The sequence below is a fragment of the Enterobacter sp. SENG-6 genome (genome assembly GCF_001605945.1).
GTDB classification, from domain to species: Bacteria; Pseudomonadota; Gammaproteobacteria; order Enterobacterales; family Enterobacteriaceae; genus Enterobacter; species Enterobacter cloacae.
On record NZ_LOMM01000003.1, the window covers coordinates 145,208 to 166,294 of the forward strand.

General features: G+C 57.5%; 12 protein-coding genes. 10 read left to right on the forward strand and 2 right to left on the reverse strand.

The genetic code is table 11. The features are described 5' to 3' along the window. Positions 1–20 precede the first annotated feature (20 nt). From glgB to glgP, 5 genes are read left to right on the forward strand one after another with little or no spacing between them, the layout of a single operon-like run. Positions 21–2,207 (forward strand): 1,4-alpha-glucan branching enzyme, encoded by a 2,187-nt coding sequence (gene glgB / locus AX755_RS02305; protein ID WP_023621440.1) that lies wholly within the window; start codon positions 21–23, stop codon positions 2,205–2,207. Next, positions 2,204–4,201, forward strand: coding sequence for a glycogen debranching protein GlgX (gene glgX, locus AX755_RS02310; protein WP_062856214.1), 1,998 nt, complete (start codon positions 2,204–2,206; stop codon positions 4,199–4,201). The genes glgB and glgX overlap by 4 nt, the downstream gene beginning before the upstream one ends. After that, positions 4,194–5,489, forward strand: coding sequence for a glucose-1-phosphate adenylyltransferase (gene glgC / locus AX755_RS02315; protein ID WP_013099110.1), 1,296 nt, complete (start codon positions 4,194–4,196; stop codon positions 5,487–5,489). The genes glgX and glgC overlap by 8 nt, the downstream gene beginning before the upstream one ends. Then, positions 5,489–6,922, forward strand: coding sequence for a glycogen synthase GlgA (glgA, locus tag AX755_RS02320; protein ID WP_013099109.1), 1,434 nt, complete (start codon positions 5,489–5,491; stop codon positions 6,920–6,922). Before glgC ends, glgA begins: the two co-directional genes overlap by 1 nt. A gap of 18 nt (positions 6,923–6,940) precedes the next feature. Further along, complete coding sequence (glgP, locus tag AX755_RS02325; RefSeq protein WP_013099108.1) at positions 6,941–9,388, forward strand: glycogen phosphorylase; 2,448 nt, start codon at positions 6,941–6,943, stop codon at positions 9,386–9,388. Between the two features lie 86 nt (positions 9,389–9,474). Here the strand turns inward: glgP and glpD are convergent, their stop codons facing one another. Then, positions 9,475–10,983 (reverse strand): glycerol-3-phosphate dehydrogenase, encoded by a 1,509-nt coding sequence (glpD, locus tag AX755_RS02330; protein WP_040020737.1) that lies wholly within the window; start codon positions 10,981–10,983, stop codon positions 9,475–9,477. A gap of 250 nt (positions 10,984–11,233) precedes the next feature. On the opposite strand from glpD, the gene glpE reads away from it, so the two are divergent. Genes glpE through AX755_RS02350 form a run of 3 tightly spaced genes read left to right on the forward strand, consistent with a single transcriptional unit; the run spans position 11,234 to position 13,219 of the window. Beyond that, entirely contained in the window at positions 11,234–11,566 is a 333-nt protein-coding gene (gene glpE, locus AX755_RS02340) for a thiosulfate sulfurtransferase GlpE (RefSeq protein WP_014833569.1), read from the forward strand. A 47-nt stretch (positions 11,567–11,613) separates the two neighbouring features. After that, positions 11,614–12,444, forward strand: a complete 831-nt coding sequence (gene glpG, locus AX755_RS02345) for a rhomboid family intramembrane serine protease GlpG (protein WP_013099104.1) — start codon at positions 11,614–11,616, stop codon at positions 12,442–12,444. Positions 12,445–12,460: 16 nt separating this feature from the next. Further along, the gene (locus AX755_RS02350; RefSeq protein ID WP_013099103.1) at positions 12,461–13,219 is read left to right on the forward strand and encodes a DeoR/GlpR family transcriptional regulator; all 759 of its coding nucleotides are present in this window, start codon (positions 12,461–12,463) and stop codon (positions 13,217–13,219) included. A gap of 61 nt (positions 13,220–13,280) precedes the next feature. On the opposite strand, the gene malT is transcribed toward AX755_RS02350, so the two are convergent. Next, on the reverse strand, positions 13,281–15,986 hold the full coding sequence (malT, locus tag AX755_RS02355; RefSeq protein ID WP_029883766.1) for an HTH-type transcriptional regulator MalT: 2,706 nt from the start codon (positions 15,984–15,986) through the stop codon (positions 13,281–13,283). A gap of 585 nt (positions 15,987–16,571) precedes the next feature. Between malT and malP the strand changes: the two genes are divergently transcribed. Beyond that, positions 16,572–18,965: a maltodextrin phosphorylase gene (gene malP, locus AX755_RS02360; RefSeq protein WP_062856215.1), complete on the forward strand. Its 2,394-nt coding sequence runs from the start codon at positions 16,572–16,574 to the stop codon at positions 18,963–18,965. A gap of 9 nt (positions 18,966–18,974) precedes the next feature. Further along, entirely contained in the window at positions 18,975–21,053 is a 2,079-nt protein-coding gene (malQ, locus tag AX755_RS02365; RefSeq protein ID WP_023619865.1) for a 4-alpha-glucanotransferase, read from the forward strand. The last annotated feature ends 34 nt before the right edge of the window (positions 21,054–21,087 follow it).

The following is a 21,087-nucleotide window of genomic DNA, read 5'->3' on the forward strand; positions in this document are numbered from 1 at the left end:
AAAAAAACAGGATGAATACCATGTCCGATCGTATTTCGAGAGACGTGATTAATGCGCTTATTGCGGGTCATTTTGCCGACCCCTTTTCTGTGCTAGGGATGCACCGTACAGAGGCCGGGCTGGAAGTTCGCGCGCTGTTACCGGATGCCACAGAAGTGTGGGTCATCGAACCCAAAACCGGCCGCAAGGTGGGTAATCTGGAATGCCTCGACTCACGTGGCTTCTTCTCGGGCGTCATGCCCCGTCGTAAAAACCCCTTTCGTTATCAGCTTGCCGTCATCTGGCACGGTCAGCAAAACCTGATTGACGATCCCTATAGCTTTGGCCCGCTCTTAAAAGAGATGGATGCCTGGCTGCTGTCCGAAGGTACCCATCTGCGGCCTTATGAAACGCTGGGTGCCCATGCGGATACCATGGATGGTATTACCGGCACGCGGTTTGCCGTGTGGGCGCCAAACGCCCAGCGCGTCTCCGTCGTCGGGCAGTTCAACTACTGGGACGGTCGTCGTCACCCCATGCGCCTGCGTCGGGAAACCGGCATCTGGGAGCTGTTCATCCCCGGCGCGCATAACGGTCAGCTCTATAAATTTGAGATGATCGATGCCAACGGCAAGCTGCGCATTAAGGCTGACCCGTACGCCTTTGAAGCGGAGCTGCGCCCGAATACTGCCTCGCTTATTTGCGGCCTGCCGGAGAAGGTGGTCCAGACGGAAGAGCGCAAGCAGGCTAACCGCTTCGACGCGCCAATCTCCGTTTATGAGGTGCATCTCGGCTCCTGGCGTCGCCACACCGATGACAATTTCTGGCTGAGCTATCGTGAGCTGGCTGACCAGCTGGTACCGTACGCCAAATGGATGGGCTTTACCCATCTGGAGCTGCTGCCGGTTAACGAGCACCCGTTCGACGGAAGCTGGGGCTATCAGCCCACCGGGTTATACGCACCGACTCGCCGCTTTGGCACGCGCGACGACTTCCGCTATTTCGTTGATGCCGCACACGCCGCCGGGCTGAACGTCATTCTTGACTGGGTGCCGGGCCACTTCCCGTCGGATGATTTTGCGCTGGCCGAGTTCGACGGCACAAAACTGTACGAGCACAGCGACCCGCGCGAAGGCTATCACCAGGACTGGAATACGCTGATCTACAACTACGGTCGCCGTGAAGTCGCGAACTACCTGGTCGGGAACGCGCTTTACTGGATCGAGCGTTTCGGCATTGATGCCCTGCGCGTGGATGCGGTGGCGTCGATGATCTATCGCGACTATAGCCGCAAAGAGGGCGAGTGGATCCCGAACGAGTATGGCGGTCGCGAGAACCTGGAAGCGATTGAGTTTCTGCGCAACACCAACCGCATTATTGGCGAGCAGGTCGAGGGCGCGGTGACGATGGCGGAAGAGTCCACCGACTTCCCGGGCGTTTCCCGTCCGCCGTCAATGGGTGGCCTGGGCTTCTGGTACAAGTGGAACCTGGGCTGGATGCACGACACGCTCGACTACATGAAGCTCGACCCGGTTTATCGTCAGTATCATCACGATAAGCTTACCTTCGGGCTGCTCTACAACTACACCGAAAACTTCATGCTGCCGCTGTCGCACGATGAAGTGGTGCACGGTAAAAAATCCATTCTCGACCGCATGCCGGGCGACGCGTGGCAGAAGTTTGCCAACCTGCGCGCCTACTACGGCTGGATGTTCGCCTTCCCGGGCAAAAAACTGCTGTTTATGGGCAACGAGTTCGCCCAGGGGCGCGAGTGGAACCACGATACCAGCCTCGACTGGCATCTGCTGGAGGGCGCTGACAACTGGCACCACGGCGTGCAGCGGCTGGTCCGCGATCTGAACCTGACCTACCGCCACCATAAAGCACTGCACGAGCTGGACTTCGATCCGTACGGTTTTGAGTGGCTGGTGGTGGACGACCATGAGCGCTCGGTATTTGTCTTTGTGCGCCGGGATAAAGCGGGCAACGAGATTATCGTTGCCAGCAACTTTACGCCGGTTCCACGTCATCATTACCGCTTTGGCATTAATCAGGCCGGTAAATGGCGCGAAATCCTCAACACCGATTCCATGCATTACCACGGCAGTAACGCCGGTAACGGCGGACTGGTCCAGAGCGATGCCATCGAAAGCCACGGGCGCCCCAACTCCCTGAGCCTGACGCTGCCACCGCTCGGTACCATCTGGCTGGTGCGGGAGGGCGAATGACGCAGCTTACGGCAGGTAAACCCGAACCGCTCGGGGCGAGCTTTGACGGAAAGGGTGTGAATTTCACCCTCTTTTCTGCTCACGCGGAGCGGGTCGAACTCTGTGTGTTTGACGGGGAAGGTAACGAACATCGTTACGATTTACCGGCGCGCACCGGGGATACCTGGCACGGTTACCTGGCCGGTGGGCGGCCAGGGATGCATTACGGTTTTCGCGTTCACGGTCCCTGGGCGCCTGCTCAGGGGCACTGGTTTAACCCGGCAAAGCTGCTGATTGACCCCTGCGCCCACCGCGTGGAAGGCGAGTTTAAAGACGACCCGATTTTCCACGTCGGCTACGGGGAACCAGACCACCGCGACAGCGCCCACGTCGCCCCAAAAAGCGTGGTGGTGGGCGATCGCTACGACTGGGAAGACGATGCCCCGCCGGGCACGCCGTGGGGCAACACCGTGATTTACGAGACCCATGTAAAAGGGCTGACCTATCTCCATCCGTCTATCCCCAAAGAGATGCGCGGCACCTATAAGGCGCTCGGCCATCCGACCATGATCGCCTATCTGAAACATCTCGGGATCACCGCGCTGGAGTTGTTGCCCATCGCCCATTTCGCCAGCGAGCCTCGCCTGCAGCGACTGGGGCTGAGCAACTACTGGGGCTACAACCCGCTGGCGATGTTTGCGCTCGACCCCCGCTACGCCGTCCACCCGGAAAAGGCGCGGGACGAGTTTCGTGATGCGGTGAAAGCGCTTCATGCGGCCGGTATCGAAGTGATTCTGGACGTGGTGCTGAACCACAGCGCGGAAAGCGATCTCGACGGTCCGACGCTCTCCATGCGCGGAATTGATAACCGTAGCTATTATTGGATCAGAGAGGATGGTGATTACCACAACTGGACCGGTTGCGGTAACACGCTCAACCTCAGCCATCCGGCGGTGACGCATTTTGCGTATGAATGCCTGAAATATTGGGTGGAAACGTTCCACGTCGACGGTTTTCGTTTTGACCTGGCGCCGGTGATGGGCCGCACGCCGGGGTTCAGCCAGCAGGCGCCGCTGTTTGAGGCGATCAAAAACTGCCCGGTGCTCTCGCGGGTGAAGCTGATTGCCGAGCCGTGGGACATTGGTGAAGGCGGCTACCAGGTGGGGAACTTCCCGCCGCTGTTTGCCGAATGGAACGACCACTATCGCGATGCCGTACGCCGCTTCTGGCTGGAGAGAAGCCTGTCGTTGGGGGAGTTCGCCGGACGCTTTGCCGCTTCCAGCGATCTGTTTAAACGTGATGGCAAACGACCGTCTGCTACCGTCAACCTGGTGACCGCGCATGACGGTTTTACGCTCCGGGACTGCGTTTGTTTCAATCAGAAACACAATGAGGCAAATGGCGAGGAGAATCGCGATGGCACTAACAATAACCATAGCTTTAATCATGGTATAGAAGGGTTAGGCGGAAGTCTGGATGTTATTGAGCGGCGACGCGCCAGCGTGCATGCGCTGCTGACGACGCTTTTGTTGTCGCAGGGCACGCCGATGCTGCTGGCAGGGGATGAACATGGCCACAGCCAGCACGGTAACAACAACGCCTATTGCCAGGACAACACCTTAACCTGGCTCGACTGGGGAGAAGCGAACAGCGGCCTGATCCACTTTACCGCGGCGCTGATCCACCTTCGTCAGCAGATCCCCGCGCTCACCGCCAACCGCTGGTGGGAGGAGGGCGACGGCAACGTTCGCTGGCTAAATAAAGACGCGCAACCGTTAAGCGCGCAAGAGTGGCAACACGGCGTACCGCGCCTGCAGATCCTGCTTTCGGATCGCTGGCTGGTTACGCTGAACGCGACGGATGACGTCGCTGAGATTGTTTTACCTGACGGGGAATGGCGCGCCGTTCCCCCCTTTGCCGGAGCGGATAATCCGGTAGTAATGGCTGTCTGGCACGGGCCTGCGCACGGAGTGTGCGTATTCCAAGATGATAAAAAAGGAGTTAGTCATGGTTAGATTAGAGAAGAACGATCCCTTAATGTTGGCACGCCAGCTACCCTTAAAAACGGTTGCCCTGATCCTCGCTGGCGGGCGCGGAACCCGTCTTAAAGATTTGACCATCAAGCGCGCCAAGCCGGCTGTTCACTTTGGTGGTAAGTTCCGAATTATCGATTTTGCACTGTCCAACTGCCTGAACTCAGGTATTCGCCGCATTGGCGTCATTACGCAGTATCAGTCGCACACCCTGGTGCAGCATATTCAGCGCGGCTGGTCATTCTTCAGCGAAGAGATGAATGAGTTTGTCGATCTCCTGCCTGCCCAGCAGCGTGTTCACGGTGAAAACTGGTACCGCGGCACCGCTGATGCGGTGACCCAGAACCTCGATATCATTCGCCGCTACAACGCGGAGTACATCGTGATCCTCGCCGGGGATCACATCTACAAGCAAGACTACTCCCACATGCTCATCGACCACGTCGAGAAAGGGGCGCGCTGCACCGTGGCGTGTCTGCCGGTGCCCGTTGCCGAGGCGACGGCGTTTGGCGTGATGCACGTGGACGCGGACGATAAAATTATCGACTTCGTTGAAAAACCGGCCAACCCACCAACCATGCCGGGAGATGACACCAAATCGCTCGCCAGCATGGGGATCTATGTCTTTGATGCAGATTACCTTTATGAGCTGCTGGAAGAAGACGACAAAGACGAACACTCCAGCCACGACTTCGGTAAAGACATCATTCCGAAAATTACCAAAGCTGGCATGGCCTATGCACATCCTTTCCCGCTGTCCTGCGTGCAGTCAGATCCGAATGCGGAACCTTACTGGCGCGATGTGGGAACCCTGGAAGCGTACTGGAAAGCCAACCTCGATCTGGCCTCCGTCACGCCTGAGCTGGATATGTACGACCAGAACTGGCCGATCCGTACCCATATGGAATCCCTGCCGCCAGCGAAATTCGTTCAGGACCGCTCCGGCAGCCACGGCATGACGCTGAACTCGCTGGTCTCTGGCGGGTGCATTATCTCCGGCTCGGTGGTGGTGCAGTCGGTGCTGTTCCCGCGCGTGCGTATAAACTCATTCTGTAATATCGATTCGGCGGTGCTGCTGCCGGATGTCTGGGTCGGGCGTTCGTGTCGTCTGCGTCGCTGCGTGATCGACCGTGCCTGCGTCATTCCTGAAGGAATGGTGATTGGTGAAAACGCGGAAGAAGATGCACGTCGCTTCTACCGTTCTGAAGAGGGGATCGTGTTAGTCACACGGGAAATGTTGCGGAAGCTGCAGATCAAACAGGAGCGATGATGCAGGTTTTACACGTATGTTCTGAGATGTTCCCGTTGTTAAAAACGGGCGGCCTGGCGGATGTTCTTGGTGCATTACCCGCGGCGCAGATCGCCGGCGGAGTCGATACCCGAGTCCTGCTGCCTGCCTTCCCGGATATCCGGCGCGGCATTCCCGATGCAAAGGTGGTGACGCGCCGTGACACCTTCGCCGGACGCATTACCCTGCTGTATGGACATTACAATGGCGTGGGCATCTACCTGATTGACGCGCCGCACTTATATGACCGACCAGGTAGCCCGTATCACGATACGAACCTGTTTGCCTATACCGACAACGTGCTGCGTTTTGCGCTGCTCGGCTGGGTTGGGGCTGAAATGGCGGTAGGGCTGGATCCGTTCTGGCGCCCGGACATTGTGCACGCACACGACTGGCACGCGGGGCTCGCTCCGGCATATCTGGCGGCGCGCGGCCATCCGGCGAAATCGGTCTTTACGGTGCATAACCTGGCGTATCAGGGCATGTACTACGCCCATCACATGAATGACATCGATCTGCCATGGTCGTTCTATAACATGCACGGGCTGGAGTTTAACGGGCAGATCTCGTTCCTGAAGGCCGGGCTTTACTATGCCGACCACATCACGGCCGTGAGCCCGACCTACGCCCGTGAAATTACGCAGCCGGAGTTCGGCTACGGCCTGGAAGGGTTGCTCCGTCAGCGCCATCGTGAAGGGCGTTTGTCGGGGATCCTTAACGGTGTCGATGAACAGATCTGGAACCCGGAGACCGACCTGCTGCTCGCGGCCCGCTATGGCCGTGATTCCGTGGAAGACAAAGCGGAAAACAAACGCCAGTTACAAATTGCGATGGGGCTGAAGGTCAACGACAAAGTGCCACTGTTTGCGGTGGTGAGCCGTCTGACCAGCCAGAAAGGGCTGGACCTGGTGCTGGAGGCCCTGCCGGGACTGCTGGAGCAGGGCGGACAGCTGGCGCTGCTCGGCGCGGGCGACCCGGTATTGCAGGAAGGCTTCCTGGCGGCAGCGGCGGAACACCCGGGGCAGGTGGGCGTGCAGATTGGCTATCACGAAGCGTTCTCGCACCGGATCATGGGCGGCGCGGACGTCATTCTGGTGCCGAGCCGTTTCGAACCTTGCGGCCTGACGCAGCTCTACGGCCTGAAGTACGGCACCCTGCCGCTGGTGCGACGCACGGGCGGGCTGGCGGATACGGTATCTGACAGCTCACTGGAAAACCTGGCGGACGGTATCGCCAGCGGGTTTGTCTTTGAGGACAGTAATGCCTGGTCGCTGCTTCGGGCGATTCGGCGTGCTTTCGTCTTGTGGTCCCGTCCGTCGCTGTGGCGTTACGTTCAACGTCAGGCGATGTCCATGGACTTTAGCTGGCACGTTGCGGCGCAGTCATACCGCGATCTCTATCAACGCTTGATGTAACGAGGCGAAGTTACTGATATGAACGCTCCTTTTAGCTACTCTTCCCCCACGCTCAGCGTTGAGGCGTTGAAGCACTCTATCGCCTATAAGCTGATGTTTACCATCGGGAAAGATCCGGTCATCGCCAACAAGCACGAGTGGCTCAACGCCACCCTGTTTGCGGTGCGTGACCGCATGGTTGAGCGCTGGCTGCGCTCCAACCGCGCCCAGCTGTCGCAGGAAACGCGTCAGGTCTACTACCTGTCGATGGAATTTTTGATTGGCCGCACCCTCTCTAACGCGCTGTTATCGCTCGGTATTTACGATGACGTTAAAACCGCGCTGGAAGAGATGGGGCTGGACTTAGAAGAGCTGATTGACGAAGAGAACGACCCGGGGCTCGGTAACGGTGGCCTGGGGCGACTTGCCGCCTGCTTCCTCGACTCGCTGGCGACGCTGGCCCTGCCGGGGCGTGGCTACGGCATTCGCTACGACTACGGGATGTTCAAGCAGAACATCGTGGACGGACGTCAGAAAGAGTCCCCGGACTACTGGCTGGAATACGGTAACCCGTGGGAGTTTAAACGACACAATACGCGCTATAAGGTGCGGTTTGGCGGACGTATTCAGCAGGAAGGGAAAAAGTCCCGCTGGGTGGAAACCGAAGAGATCCTTGCCGTCGCCTATGACCAGATTGTCCCGGGCTACGACACCGATGCGACCAATACGCTGCGTCTGTGGAACGCGCAGGCCAGTAGCGAGATTAACCTGGGTAAATTTAACCAGGGCGACTACTTCGCGGCGGTGGAAGATAAAAACCACTCCGAGAACGTCTCCCGCGTGCTCTACCCGGACGACTCGACCTATTCCGGGCGCGAGCTGCGCCTGCGTCAGGAGTATTTCCTCGTCTCCGCGACGATTCAGGATATCCTCAGCCGTCACTATCAGCTGCACAAGACCTACGCCAATCTGGCGGAAAAAACCGCCATTCACCTCAACGATACCCATCCGGTGCTGTCGATCCCGGAGCTGATGCGTTTGCTTATCGACGAGCATAAGTTCAGCTGGGACGATGCGTTTGAGGTGACCTGTCAGGTCTTCTCTTACACTAACCACACGTTGATGAGCGAAGCGCTGGAAACCTGGCCGGTGGATATGCTCGGCAAAATTTTGCCGCGCCATCTGCAGATCATCTTTGAAATTAATGACTACTTCCTCAAGACGCTGCAGGAGCAGTATCCGAACGATACCGGCCTGCTGAGCCGCGCTTCTATCATTGATGAATCGAACGGTCGTCGCGTACGCATGGCCTGGCTGGCGGTGGTGATCAGCCACAAGGTGAACGGGGTTTCAGAGCTGCACTCGAACCTGATGGTGCAGTCGCTGTTTGCGGACTTTGCGAAGATCTTCCCGACGCGTTTCTGCAACGTGACCAATGGCGTCACGCCGCGTCGCTGGCTGGCGCTGGCAAACCAGCCGCTTTCTGAGGTGCTGGATGAGCACATTGGCCGCACCTGGCGAACCGATCTCAGCCAGCTGAGCGAGCTTGAACAGCACATTGATTTTCCGGCGGTGAACAAAGCCGTACGAGAAGCCAAGCTGCTGAACAAGAAACGTCTGTCAGTCTGGCTGGCGTTGCATCTGAACGTGGTGGCGAATCCGAAAGCGCTGTTCGACGTACAGATCAAGCGTATTCATGAGTACAAGCGCCAGCTGATGAACGTGCTGCATGTGATCACCCACTATAACCGCATCAAGGCCGATCCGACGGCGGAGTGGGTGCCGCGTGTGAAGATCTTTGCCGGTAAGGCGGCGTCCGCTTACTACATGGCGAAGCACATCATTCACCTCATCAACGATGTGGCGAAGGTGGTCAACAACGATCCGGATATCGGCGACAAGCTGAAGGTGGTCTTTGTTCCTAACTACAGCGTCAGCCTGGCGCAGCTGATCATTCCGGCGGCCGATCTCTCTGAGCAGATCTCCACTGCCGGGACGGAAGCGTCCGGCACCAGTAACATGAAGTTTGCCCTTAACGGCGCGCTGACCATCGGCACGCTGGACGGGGCCAATGTCGAAATGCTGGAGCACGTGGGGGCGGAGAATATCTTTATCTTCGGGAATACCACGGAAGAGGTGGAGGCGCTGCGCAAGAAAGGCTACTCGCCGCGTGAGTATTACGAAGAGGATGAGGAGCTACGTCAGGTGCTGACGCAAATCGCCACCGGGGTGTTTAGCCCAGACGAGCCAGGGCGCTATCGGGACCTGGTGGATTCGCTGATTAACTTTGGCGACCACTATCAGGTGCTGGCGGATTACCGCAGCTACGTGGATTGTCAGGACAGGGTGGACGAGCTTTATCGTCAGCAGGAGAAGTGGACCTGCGTCGCGATGCATAACATCGCCAATATGGGGTATTTCTCGTCCGACAGGACCATTAAGGAGTATGCCGAGAATATCTGGCATATTGATCCGGTGCGGTTGTAAAAACAAAGCCCGGTGGCGCTGCGCTTACCGGGCCTACGGGATCGAGTAGGCCGGGTAAAGCGGAGCCGCCACCCGGCTTTTTTACATCACGACGCCAACGACAGCTCACGCTTCCCCGCATGCTGCAGCAACCACTGCGCCACACGCGACTGCTGTTCGGCATTCAGCCACATACCCTCTTTGGTACGACGCCAGATGGCATCATCCAGACGGCGAACCCACTCATGTTCCACCAGATAGCGCAGTTCGGCTTCGTACAGCTCGTGACCAAAATGTTCGCCCAGGTCGGCAATCTCTTTCGCGTCACTCAGGATCAATTCCGTGTTGCTGCCGTAGGTACGGGCATAGTGGCGCGCCATGCCTTCCGTGATGAATGGATAGCGACGACGCAGCTTCGCGGCGTAATCATCGCGGTTGTCGCCGATATCACCGCCAGGCAGTACCGCGCCTTTGGTCCATGCCGGGCCAATGCCTTTGTAGTACGGCGCCAGTTTTTCCAGCGCGTGCTCGGCCAGCTTACGGTAGGTGGTGAGCTTGCCACCAAACACGGAGAGCAGCGGTGCCTGACCGTCCACGTCGTGAATATCGAGCGTATAGTCACGGGTAATCGCCTGCGGTGAGTCAGATTCGTCATCGCACAGCGGACGCACGCCGGAGTAAGTCCAGACCACGTCATCACGGGACAGCTGTTTCTTGAAGTGCGCGTTATACACCTTCAGCAGGTAGTTCACTTCGCTCTCGTCGATCTCGACGTTTTTCGGATCGCCTTTGTACTCCACGTCGGTGGTGCCGATGATGGAGAATTCGTCCATCCACGGGATCACAAACACAATGCGCTTGTCTTCGTTCTGCAGAATGTAGGCCTGCTTCTGGGTGTGCACGCGTGGTACCACAATGTGGCTGCCTTTGATCAGGCGGATACCGTACGGAGATGGCAGATGCATCCCCTCGTCGAAGAACTGTTTCACCCATGGGCCGGTGGCGTTCACCAGACCGCGCGCTTTCCAGCTGAACTTCTCGCCGGTATCCACGTCTTCCGCTTCGACGATCCACAGGCCGTTTTCACGGCGCGCAGCGGTGGCGCGGGTGCGGGTTTTCACTTCGCCGCCTTTCTTCTCAACCATCTGTGCGTTAGCCAGCACCAGACGCGCATCGTCCACCCAGCAGTCGGAATATTCGAAACCGCGCACGATTTCAGGCTTAAGGACCGATTCTGAGCCAAAACGCAAACCGTTTGAACCCGGCAGGCTGGTGCGTTTACCCAGATGATCGTACATAAACAGACCGATTCGAATCATCCACGCCGGACGCAGATGCGGGCGATGGGGCAGGCGGAAGCGCATCGGGATGGCCAGGTGCGGTGCCATCTTCAGCAGCACTTCACGCTCGGCCAGCGCTTCACTGACCAGACGGAATTCATAGTGTTCCAGGTAGCGCAGGCCACCGTGAATCAGTTTGGAGCTGGCGGACGACGTCGCGCAGGCGAGGTCGTTAGCTTCCAGCATCAGTACGGATAATCCGCGTCCTGCGGCGTCTGCCGCAATACCGGCACCGTTGATGCCACCGCCTATCACAATCAGATCTTTGGTTTCCATAACACCCTCACGCACTTTCGTTAAAGCTCAGAAATGTTCGATATCGCTCATAATAGCAAAGGAACGCGCTTTTGGTAACATCAAAAAAACAATTTAGAGTGATATGGATAACATAATGGCGTTTACCCGCCGCCAGGACGTACACTACTGGGTAAAATAGTGCGACTAACTTTTCTCCCTCTCCCCGTGGGAGAGGGCTGGGGTGAGGGCATCAGAGCGCACCCAACCTGAACAACAGAAAGAGAACACCATGGATCAGTTTGAATGTATTAACGTAGAAGAAGCCCACCAGAAGATGCACCAGGGAACGGCGGTGCTGGTGGATATCCGCGATCCGCAGAGTTTTGCGATGGGCCACACCCCGGGCGCGTTCCACCTCACCAACGATACGCTGGGCGCGTTTATGCGCGATAACGACTTCGATACGCCGGTGATGGTGATGTGCTATCACGGCAACAGCAGCAAAGGTGCGGCGCAGTACCTTATTCAGCAGGGCTATGATGCGGTCTACAGCGTCGACGGCGGTTTCGATGCCTGGCATCGTCATTTCCCGGCAGAAGTGGAATACGCTTTTGAGCGCTGATCCCGCTATACTGTCCCCTTTCGTGTGGAAATAAGCGACCGCCGCCCATGTTGATGATCACCTCTTTTACCAATCCGCGCGTCGCCCAGGCGTTTGTCGACTATATGGCAACCCAGGGCATCATCCTGACCGTTCAGCAGCACACGAAAACCGATGTCTGGCTGGCGGATGAAAGCCAGGCCGATCGCGTGAATGCGGAGCTGGCCCGCTTTCTTGAGAATCCCGGCGACCCTCGCTATCTGGCCGCGAGCTGGCAGTCGGGGCAGACGGGGAGCGGACTGCACTATCGGCGCTTCCCCTTCCTTGCCACCATTCGCGAGCGCGCAGGTCCGTTTACGCTGCTACTGATGGCGGCCTGCATTATCGTCTTCATCATTATGAACGTGGTGGGCGACCAGAGCGTGATGATCGCGCTTGCGTGGCCGTACGACCCGTCTCTCGATTTTGACGTCTGGCGCTATTTCACCCACGCGCTGATGCACTTCTCGGTGATGCATATTCTCTTTAACCTGCTGTGGTGGTGGTATCTCGGTGGCGCGGTGGAGAAGCGTCTGGGCAGCGGAAAGCTGATTGTTATCACCCTTATCAGCGCTCTGCTGAGCGGCTATGTGCAGCATAAATTCAGCGGCCCGTGGTTCGGTGGTTTATCCGGCGTGGTGTATGCCCTGATGGGCTATGTCTGGCTCAGAGGCGAGCGCGACCCCGAAAGTGGCATCTATCTGCAGCGCGGATTGATAACCTTTGCGTTAATATGGCTAATTGCCGGATGGTTTGATCTGTTTGGTATGTCTATCGCCAATGGTGCACACGTCACCGGGCTGGCCGTCGGGCTGGCAATGGCGTTTGCCGACACGCTCCATGCGCGAAAACGAACATAATTCCCAGGGATATTTCATGAAACAAACACAACGTCATGACGCCATTATCGAACTGGTAAAAAAACAGGGATACGTCAGCACCGAAGAGCTGGTGGAACAGTTTGCCGTCAGCCCACAAACCATCCGCCGCGACCTGAACGATCTTGCCGATCAAAACCGTATTTTGCGCCATCACGGCGGGGCGGCGCTGCCGTCCAGTTCGGTTAACACCTCGTGGCATGACCGCAAAGCCACGCAGACGGCAGAGAAAGAGCGCATTGCCCGTAAAGTGGCGAGCCAAATCCCCAACGGGGCGACGCTGTTTATTGATATCGGCACCACGCCTGAAGCGGTCGCCCATGCGCTGCTGGATCACGAAAACCTGCGCATCGTGACCAACAACCTGAACGTGGCCAATACCCTGATGCAGAAAGATGATTTCCGCATCATCCTCGCCGGGGGCGAACTGCGCAGCCGCGACGGCGGCATCATTGGTGAAGCGACGCTCGATTTTATCTCTCAGTTCCGTCTCGACTTCGGCATTCTGGGGATCAGCGGCATCGACAGCGACGGCTCACTGCTGGAGTTTGATTATCACGAGGTGCGCACCAAGCGCGCGATCATTGAAAACTCACGTCACGTGATGCTGGTGGTGGACCACTCCAAATTTGGCCGTAACGCGATGGTCAACATGGGCAGCATCAGCATGGTAAATGCGGTTTATACCGATGTGATGCCACCGGCGGGCGTGATGCAGGTGATTAAAGATAATAATGTGCAGTTAGAGTTATGTTGAGACGCCTTTCTCCCTCACCCTGTGGGAGAGGGCCGGGGTGAGGGCATTAGCCCGCACAAACCTACACCCCATACCCCATCATCTTCAACAACTGCTGCGCATGCTGCACCGCATCCTGACGGTGCGCCACGCCCAGCTTCTGATACAGATTGCGGATATGCGTTTTGATGGTGGTTGCCGCCACCGCCAGCTCACCGGCAATCTGCTCATTGCTGTAGCCTGAATAGATAAGCCCAAGCACCTGCCATTCGCGCTGCGTCAGCGGGCTGGTGCGAATAAGTTCAGGCACTTCCGGATGGTTCAGCAGGCGTTCAACGAAGTTCTCGTCGAAGTGGGCGAACTTGTGGCGATGGTGCTGGTTAATCTCGCGCAGGATGCGCTGGGCACGGTGCTGATCCAGCTCCGGCAGCGTGTTGAGCTGAATAAGTTGACGCAGCTGTTGAGCCATCACTTCGCCCTCAATCACAAAGTGACTGATAAACCCGGTACGGTTCGCCAGCTGCAACGCCTCCAGCAGCACGCGCTGGGCATCATTTTTACGCCCGGCCTGCCAGTAGAGCTGGTTAAGCAGCAGCAGGTTACGGTTGAGATCGCTCATCAGACGCAGGCTGCGGGCGTTCTCGTTCAGCTCTTCCAGCACAATCTCAGCCGGCTCAAACTCACCGAGCAGGATCTGCGCGCGGGCAATGTTTCGCCACTGACTTTGCAGGAAGTGGTTATTTGCAAATTCAGGTTTTGGCGTCTGGCGCAGCCAGTTGGCGGCGGATTTCTTATCACCCGTCATCTGCCAGTAAATCACCCGCACCTTATCGGCGTTCGAAACCCAGTCGCTGTGATACTGACCATTGCCGAGTAGGTTCTCCAGACGGTTCAGGTGGTTGCGGGCATTATCCAGATCCCCGCGCGCCAGCGAGCATTGCACCAGCAGGGCCAGGCACTGCAGTTGCTGCTGCGGCTGGAAGCCGGAAAGCACCTCTACGCCCTGGCGGGCACAGCTCTCTGCTTCATCCAGGCGCGACCACGCCCACAGAAGCTGGGCGCGAATACGCAACAGGAACTCGTGCATTGGCAGCTGTTCAAGATGCTGTTCGCGAATCAGCTGGAACGCTTTTTCCTGATTCTCCCAGGCCGCCTGCAGGAATCCCTGAGCAAATAAAATTTCGCTTTGCTGGATCAGGCTCCATAGCGCGTAATGCCAGACATCATGACGGCGGGCCATCTGTTCGGTCTGTTGCATCAGCGACAGGGAGCGCGTCAGCTCACCCTTACAGTGCAGCACCTCGCCGTGTACCGACGTCGCCACAATGCGGCTGTAGAAATTGGCCAGCGGCAGCTCATCCAGCGCGACCATTGCCAGCCGCTCTGCTTCTTCCGGATCGCCATCGTTGATTGCTACCTGGGCCCGCAAGGCGTTAAATTCGCCGTGCAGGGTGGTATCCATATCGCTTTCCATCTCCTGCTCGGCACGCGCCAGCAGGGTATTCACTTCGCTGTAGCGGTGCTGGCTCTGCATCAGCCAGGCCTGCAGCAGCACCAGACGCGGGTTCTCCAGTAGGCTCTCCCACGGCAGCGCTTTCAGCGACTCTTCCAGCAGCGTCAGTTCGCTGTGGTTAAACAAGCCCCACGCGTGGTTGAGGAGGATATCGCGCAGCATGCTGGCATCACCGGCGGCGAGCGCATGATGGATAGCCTCGCTCGGGAAGCCTTGCGCCATCCAGCTCTCAGCGGCAGCCCGGTGGATGTCCGGCAATTCAGTCGCCAGCTCCCACTGGCAACGCTGGCGCAGGAAACTGCCAAACAGCGGGTGATAGCTGAACCATTCGCCGGGATCGTCCATCCGCGTCAGGAACAACCCCTGGCGTTCAATCTCTTCAAGCTGCAGCTGACCGTTTTCGCAGCCGGTCACGCGCACAATCAGCGCGTCGTTCATGGAACGCAGCAGGGAGCTCTTCAGCAGGAAATGGCGGGTCGAAGGATCGACGCTGTTCAGCACCTCATCCACCAGGTAATCAGAAAGATGGCTGGCGTTGATCCCCGCCAGGCGACGTGCGGACTGATGCGTCGGACTGTTGTTTTGCCGGGCGGAGAGGGCAATCAGCTGCAGCGCTGTCGCCCAACCGGCGACATCGTCGCACAGGCGGCTGCTTTCAGCGGCCTCAATCGGTGAGTTCAGGCGGCAGTCGAAGAACTGTTTGGCTTCCTGATGGGTAAAGGCCAGCTGTTGGCTACCCACTTCCAGCAGTTGATCGCGCACGCGCAGGTTGGCAATGCCCAACTGCGGCAGGTTACGCGACAGCACCACCAGGGTCAGGTTTTCCGGCTGATGGCGCAGGAAGAAGCGCATGGACTCATGGATCACCGGGTTAGTGATCAGATGATAATCATCAATGACCACGTAAAGCGGGCGGTGCCACTCAGCCAGTTCAATAAACAGCTGAGAGAAAAGGGAGGACAGGCTGGCGTACTGGCGCTTTTGCACCATCACTTCGCTGGCCACGCAGTGCCCATTGGTGGCCTGCTGAATGGCGGCAATCAGATAGCTGGCAAAACGTTCTTGCTGGTTATCGCCCTCATCAAGGGAGTACCAGCCAAGATCGCTTTTACCTGCGGCCCATTGCGAAATGAGCGTTGTTTTTCCATAACCTGCAGGGCTCGTAACCAGCGCCAGTCGGAAATTATGCGCGCCGGAAAGTTTAGCCAACAGACGCTCGCGGACCACTGTATGGTCAAGACGAACCGGGCGACTTAATTTAGACGGAATCAACATAGGTTTCACTTCACTGTGGGGAACGAGAGAATTTATTTTTTTTGCGCTTCGTAATTAATAGATATAAGGTCGGCCAGAAAGAGAACTATTGCAAGTTATGTCTGGTTTTGGTGGCTCTGAATTTGCACTCTGTCACAAAACATTCAGAGAGATGATGGAACTTTCTGGAAAGGGCTGTGATGCCGCGTCAATGCTGGCTTGTATGGCTGTGCTGCGGCTGCACTGAAACTGGTTTCAGAAAGGTATAGTGACGTCAAATTTAATAAACGCGGGGTAAAGTTTAGTGAAATTAATAATCTTCTTCGTTCTGACCCGGTTGCAGAAATATTATTCTACGTAAGTAATCATTTCAGCGCGTTTTAATTTCACCCGAAACTGCATTTCATTTTCCTGACACGCTTCCCGGTTATCTTTTTATCTTCCTGACACACTCCGACTATGCTCTCAGAGTGGCCTCGATCACACTTTTATGCTCATCCCCGCTACTCCTCCCTGCCTAATCCCCTGCGGGAGGAGGAAGAGGAGAAATGAGCCAGGCACACTAGCGCCAACTTGTGTTTTCTTTCTAAAGGATGCCGATCCCCTATGTCACAGCCTACCTTCAACAAAGCTCAATTCCAGGCTGCCCTGACGCGTCAGTGGCAGCGTTTTGGCCTTCATGCTGCAAACGAGATGACGCCTCACCAGTGGTGGCAGGCGGTGAGCGGTGCGCTCGCAGAGCAGCTGGATGCTCAACCTCTGGCAAAACCGGTAAAAGGTCAGCGCCACGTCAACTACATCTCGATGGAATTCCTGATCGGTCGTCTGACCGGCAACAACCTGCTGAACCTCGGCTGGTATCAGGAGGTTGGGGATGTGCTGAAAGAACACGACATTAACCTGACCGACCTGCTGGAAGAAGAGATTGACCCGGCGCTGGGCAACGGTGGTCTGGGACGTCTGGCGGCCTGTTTCCTCGATTCGATGGCAACGGTTGGGCAGTCGGCCATTGGTTACGGCCTGAACTATCAATACGGTCTGTTCCGTCAGTCATTTGCAGACGGGCATCAGATGGAAGCGCCGGACGACTGGCACCGTAACACCTACCCGTGGTTCCGCCACAACGCGCAGCTGGATGTGCAGGTGAACATTGGCGGTAAAGTATCAAAACAGGGTCTCTGGGAACCGGCATTTACGTTTATCGGCGAAGCCTGGGACCTGCCGGTGCTCGGTTACCGTAACGGCGTGGCGCAACCGCTGCGTCTGTGGCAGGCGAAGCATGCGCATCCGTTTAACCTGACCAAATTTAACGACGGCGATTTCCTGCGTGCCGAACAGCAGGGCATCGACGCCGAGAAGCTGACCAAAGTGCTCTACCCGAACGACAACCATCTGGCGGGCAAGAAACTGCGTCTGATGCAGCAGTACTTCCAGTGCGCCTGCTCCGTGGCGGATATTCTGCGTCGTCACCACCTGGCGGGCCGCAAGCTGGCACAGCTGCCTGACTTTGAAGTGATTCAACTTAACGACACGCACCCGACCATCGCTATTCCTGAACTGCTGCGTGTGCTGATCGACGAGCACCAGCTGAGCTGGGATGATGCCTGGGCGATCACCAGCCGCACCTTTGCTTACACCAACCACACCCTGATGCCAGAAGCGCTGGAGTGCTGGGACGAGAAGCTGGTGAAAACGCTGCTGCCGCGCCATATGCAGATCATCAACAAGATTAACGACCAGTTTAAAACGCTGGTGGATAAAACCTGGCCGGGCAACAAAGCGGTCTGGGCGAAGCTGGCCGTGGTGCATGACAAACAGGTGCGCATGGCAAATATGTGCGTGGTGAGCGGCTTTGCGGTGAACGGTGTGGCGGCGCTGCACTCGGATCTGGTGGTGAAAGACCTGTTCCCGGAATATCACCAGCTGTGGCCGACCAAATTCCATAACGTGACCAACGGCATCACGCCGCGTCGCTGGATCAAACAGTGCAACCCGCTGCTGGCCGGTCTGCTGGACAAAACGCTGAAGAAAGAGTGGGCCAACGATCTGGACCAGCTGATCAACCTGGAAAAATACGCGGACGACGCGAAATTCCGCGAACAGTACCGCGCCATCAAGCGGGATAACAAAGTGCGTCTGGCGGCGTTTGTGAAAGCGCGTACCGGTATCGAGATTAACCCGAACGCCATTTTCGACATCCAGATTAAGCGTCTGCACGAATATAAACGTCAGCACCTGAACCTGCTGCATATCCTCGCGCTGTACAAAGAGATCCGCGAGAATCCGCAGGCTGACCGCGTGCCGCGCGTGTTCCTGTTCGGCGCGAAGGCGGCACCAGGCTACTACCTGGCGAAAAACATTATCCTCGCCATCAATAAAGTGGCGGAGGCTATCAACAACGATCCGAAAGTGGGCGACAAGCTGAAAGTGGTGTTCCTGCCGGACTACTGCGTCTCTGCTGCAGAGATGCTGATCCCGGCGGCGGATATCTCTGAGCAGATCTCGACCGCGGGTAAAGAAGCGTCCGGTACCGGCAACATGAAGCTGGCGCTGAACGGCGCGCTAACTGTTGGTACGCTCGACGGTGCGAACGTAGAGATTGCCGAGAAGGTTGGAGAAGAGAACATCTTTATCTTTGGTCATACGGTTGAAGAAGTGAAAGCCCTCAAGGCCAAAGGCTACGATCCGGTGAAATGGCGTAAGAAGGACAAAGTGCTGGAGGCGGTGCTGAAAGAGCTGGAAAGCGGTAAATACAGCGATGGCGATAAGCATGCGTTTGACCAGATGCTGCACAGCATGGACAAACACGGCGGCGACCCGTATCTGGTGATGGCGGACTTCACGGCCTACGTGGAAGCGCAAAAACAGGTCGACGTGCTGTACCGTGACCAGGAAGCGTGGACCCGGGCGTGCATTCTGAACACCGCCCGCTGCGGAATGTTCAGCTCTGACCGTTCAATCCGTGATTATCAGACTCGTATCTGGCAGGCAAAACGCTAAGGAAGCGCGATGGAGAGTAAACGTCTGGACAGTGCCGCGCAGGCGGCGGGGATCAGCCTCAGTTACATTAATGCTCACGGCAAACCACAGTCTATTGGCGCCGACACCAAAAGACGTTTGCTGGATGCCATGCACAAAACCGACGCGAAAGCGTCGGCCACGCCGGTACCGAACGTTAAAGTCTTCACCGCGGGCAAAAAGATGTCGCTGGCGGTGGAAGGACGCGGCGAGTTTACCTGGCTGCTGACCACCGAAGAGGGACATCAGCACAAGGGCCACGCCACCGGCGGCAAAGCACTCACCCTTCCGGCGAAGCTGCCGGAGGGTTACCACACCCTAACGCTCACCCAGGACGAGCTGCGCTTTCACTGCCGGTTGATCGTGGCGCCAAAACGTTGTTATGAGCCGCAGGCGTTGCTCGAAGGCAAAAAGCTGTGGGGGGCCTGCGTGCAACTCTACACCCTGCGCTCTGACAGCAACTGGGGCATCGGCGATTTTGGTGACCTGAAAAAGATGCTGGCATCGGTGGGGGAGCGCGGCGGCGCGTTTATCGGCCTCAACCCGATCCACGCCCTCTATCCGGCTAACCCGGAGAGTGCCAGCCCGTACAGCCCGTCGTCCCGTCGCTGGCTGAACGTGATTTACATCGACGTGAATGCGTTAGACGATTTCAAAAACAGCCCGGAAGCGCAGGCGTGGTGGGCACTTAGCACCACTCAGCAGGCGCTGAAGCAGGCGCGCGAAGCAGACTGGGTGGACTATTCCACCGTGACGGCGCTGAAGATGGCTGCCCTGCGTCTGGCGTGGAAAGGCTTTTCTCAGCGTGATGACGAGGAGATGGCCGCCTTCCGTCAGTTTGTGGCGCAGGAGGGCGAGAGCCTCTACTGGCAGGCGGCGTTCGATGCGCTGCATGCGTATCAGGTGAAAGAGGACGAAATGCGCTGGGGCTGGCCGGTCTGGCCGGAGGCGTATCAATCCGTCGACACGCCTGAAGTCAAAGCGTTCTGTAAAAAATACGCCGATGAAGTGGACTTCTACCTGTGGCTGCAGTGGCTGGCGTACAGCCAGTTTGCCGACTGCTGGCAGGTGAGCCAGGGCTATAAGATGCCGATCGGTCTGTATCGCGACCTGGCCGTTGGCGTGGCAGAAGGCGGGGCGGAAACCTGGTGTGACCGTGAGCTGTACTGCCTGAAGGCCTCCGTAGGCGCACCACCGGATATTCTGGGCCCGCTCGGCCAGAACTGGGGTCTGCCGCCGATGGATCCGCACGTAATGGCGGCGCGTGCCTACGAGCCGTTTATCGACCTGCTGCGCGCCAACATGCAGAACTGCGGCGCGCTGCGTATCGACCACGTGATGTCCGTGCTGCGCCTGTGGTGGATCCCCTACGGTGAGACGGCCGATCACGGGGCGTATGTTCAGTATCCGGTTGACGATCTGCTGTCGATCCTGGCGCTGGAAAGCAAGCGCCATCAGTGCATGGTGATCGGCGAAGATCTCGGTACCGTGCCGGTAGAAATCGTCAGTAAGCTTCGCGACAGCGGCGTTTACTCCTATAAAGTGCTCTATTTTGAAAACGACCATGAGAAAACCTTCCGCGCGCCGCAAGCGTACCCTGAACAGTCAATGGCAGTCGCGACGACGCATGACCTTCCTACGCTTCGTGGCTATTGGGAAAGCGGCGATCTGACGCTCGGTAAAACCCTGGGGCTCTATCCGGATGAAGATGTCCTTCGCGGCCTGTATCAGGATCGCGAGCTGGCGAAGCAGGGTCTGCTGGATGCACTGCATAAGCACGGCTGTCTGCCGAAACGCGCCGGGCATAAAGCGTCGCTGATGTCGATGACGCCGACGCTCAACCGCGGATTGCAGCGCTACATTGCCGACAGCAACAGCGCCCTGCTGGGCCTGCAGCCGGAAGACTGGATTGATATGGCGGAGCCGGTGAACATCCCGGGCACCAGCTATCAGTACAAGAACTGGCGCCGTAAGTTATCCACCACGCTTGAGACGATGTTTGCCGATGACGGGGTGAACAGGCTGATTAAGGATTTGGATAAGCGGCGAAAAGCAGTCGCGAAGAAGTGATAAAAAAAACCGCCAGTGGCGGGGGTTTTTTTTT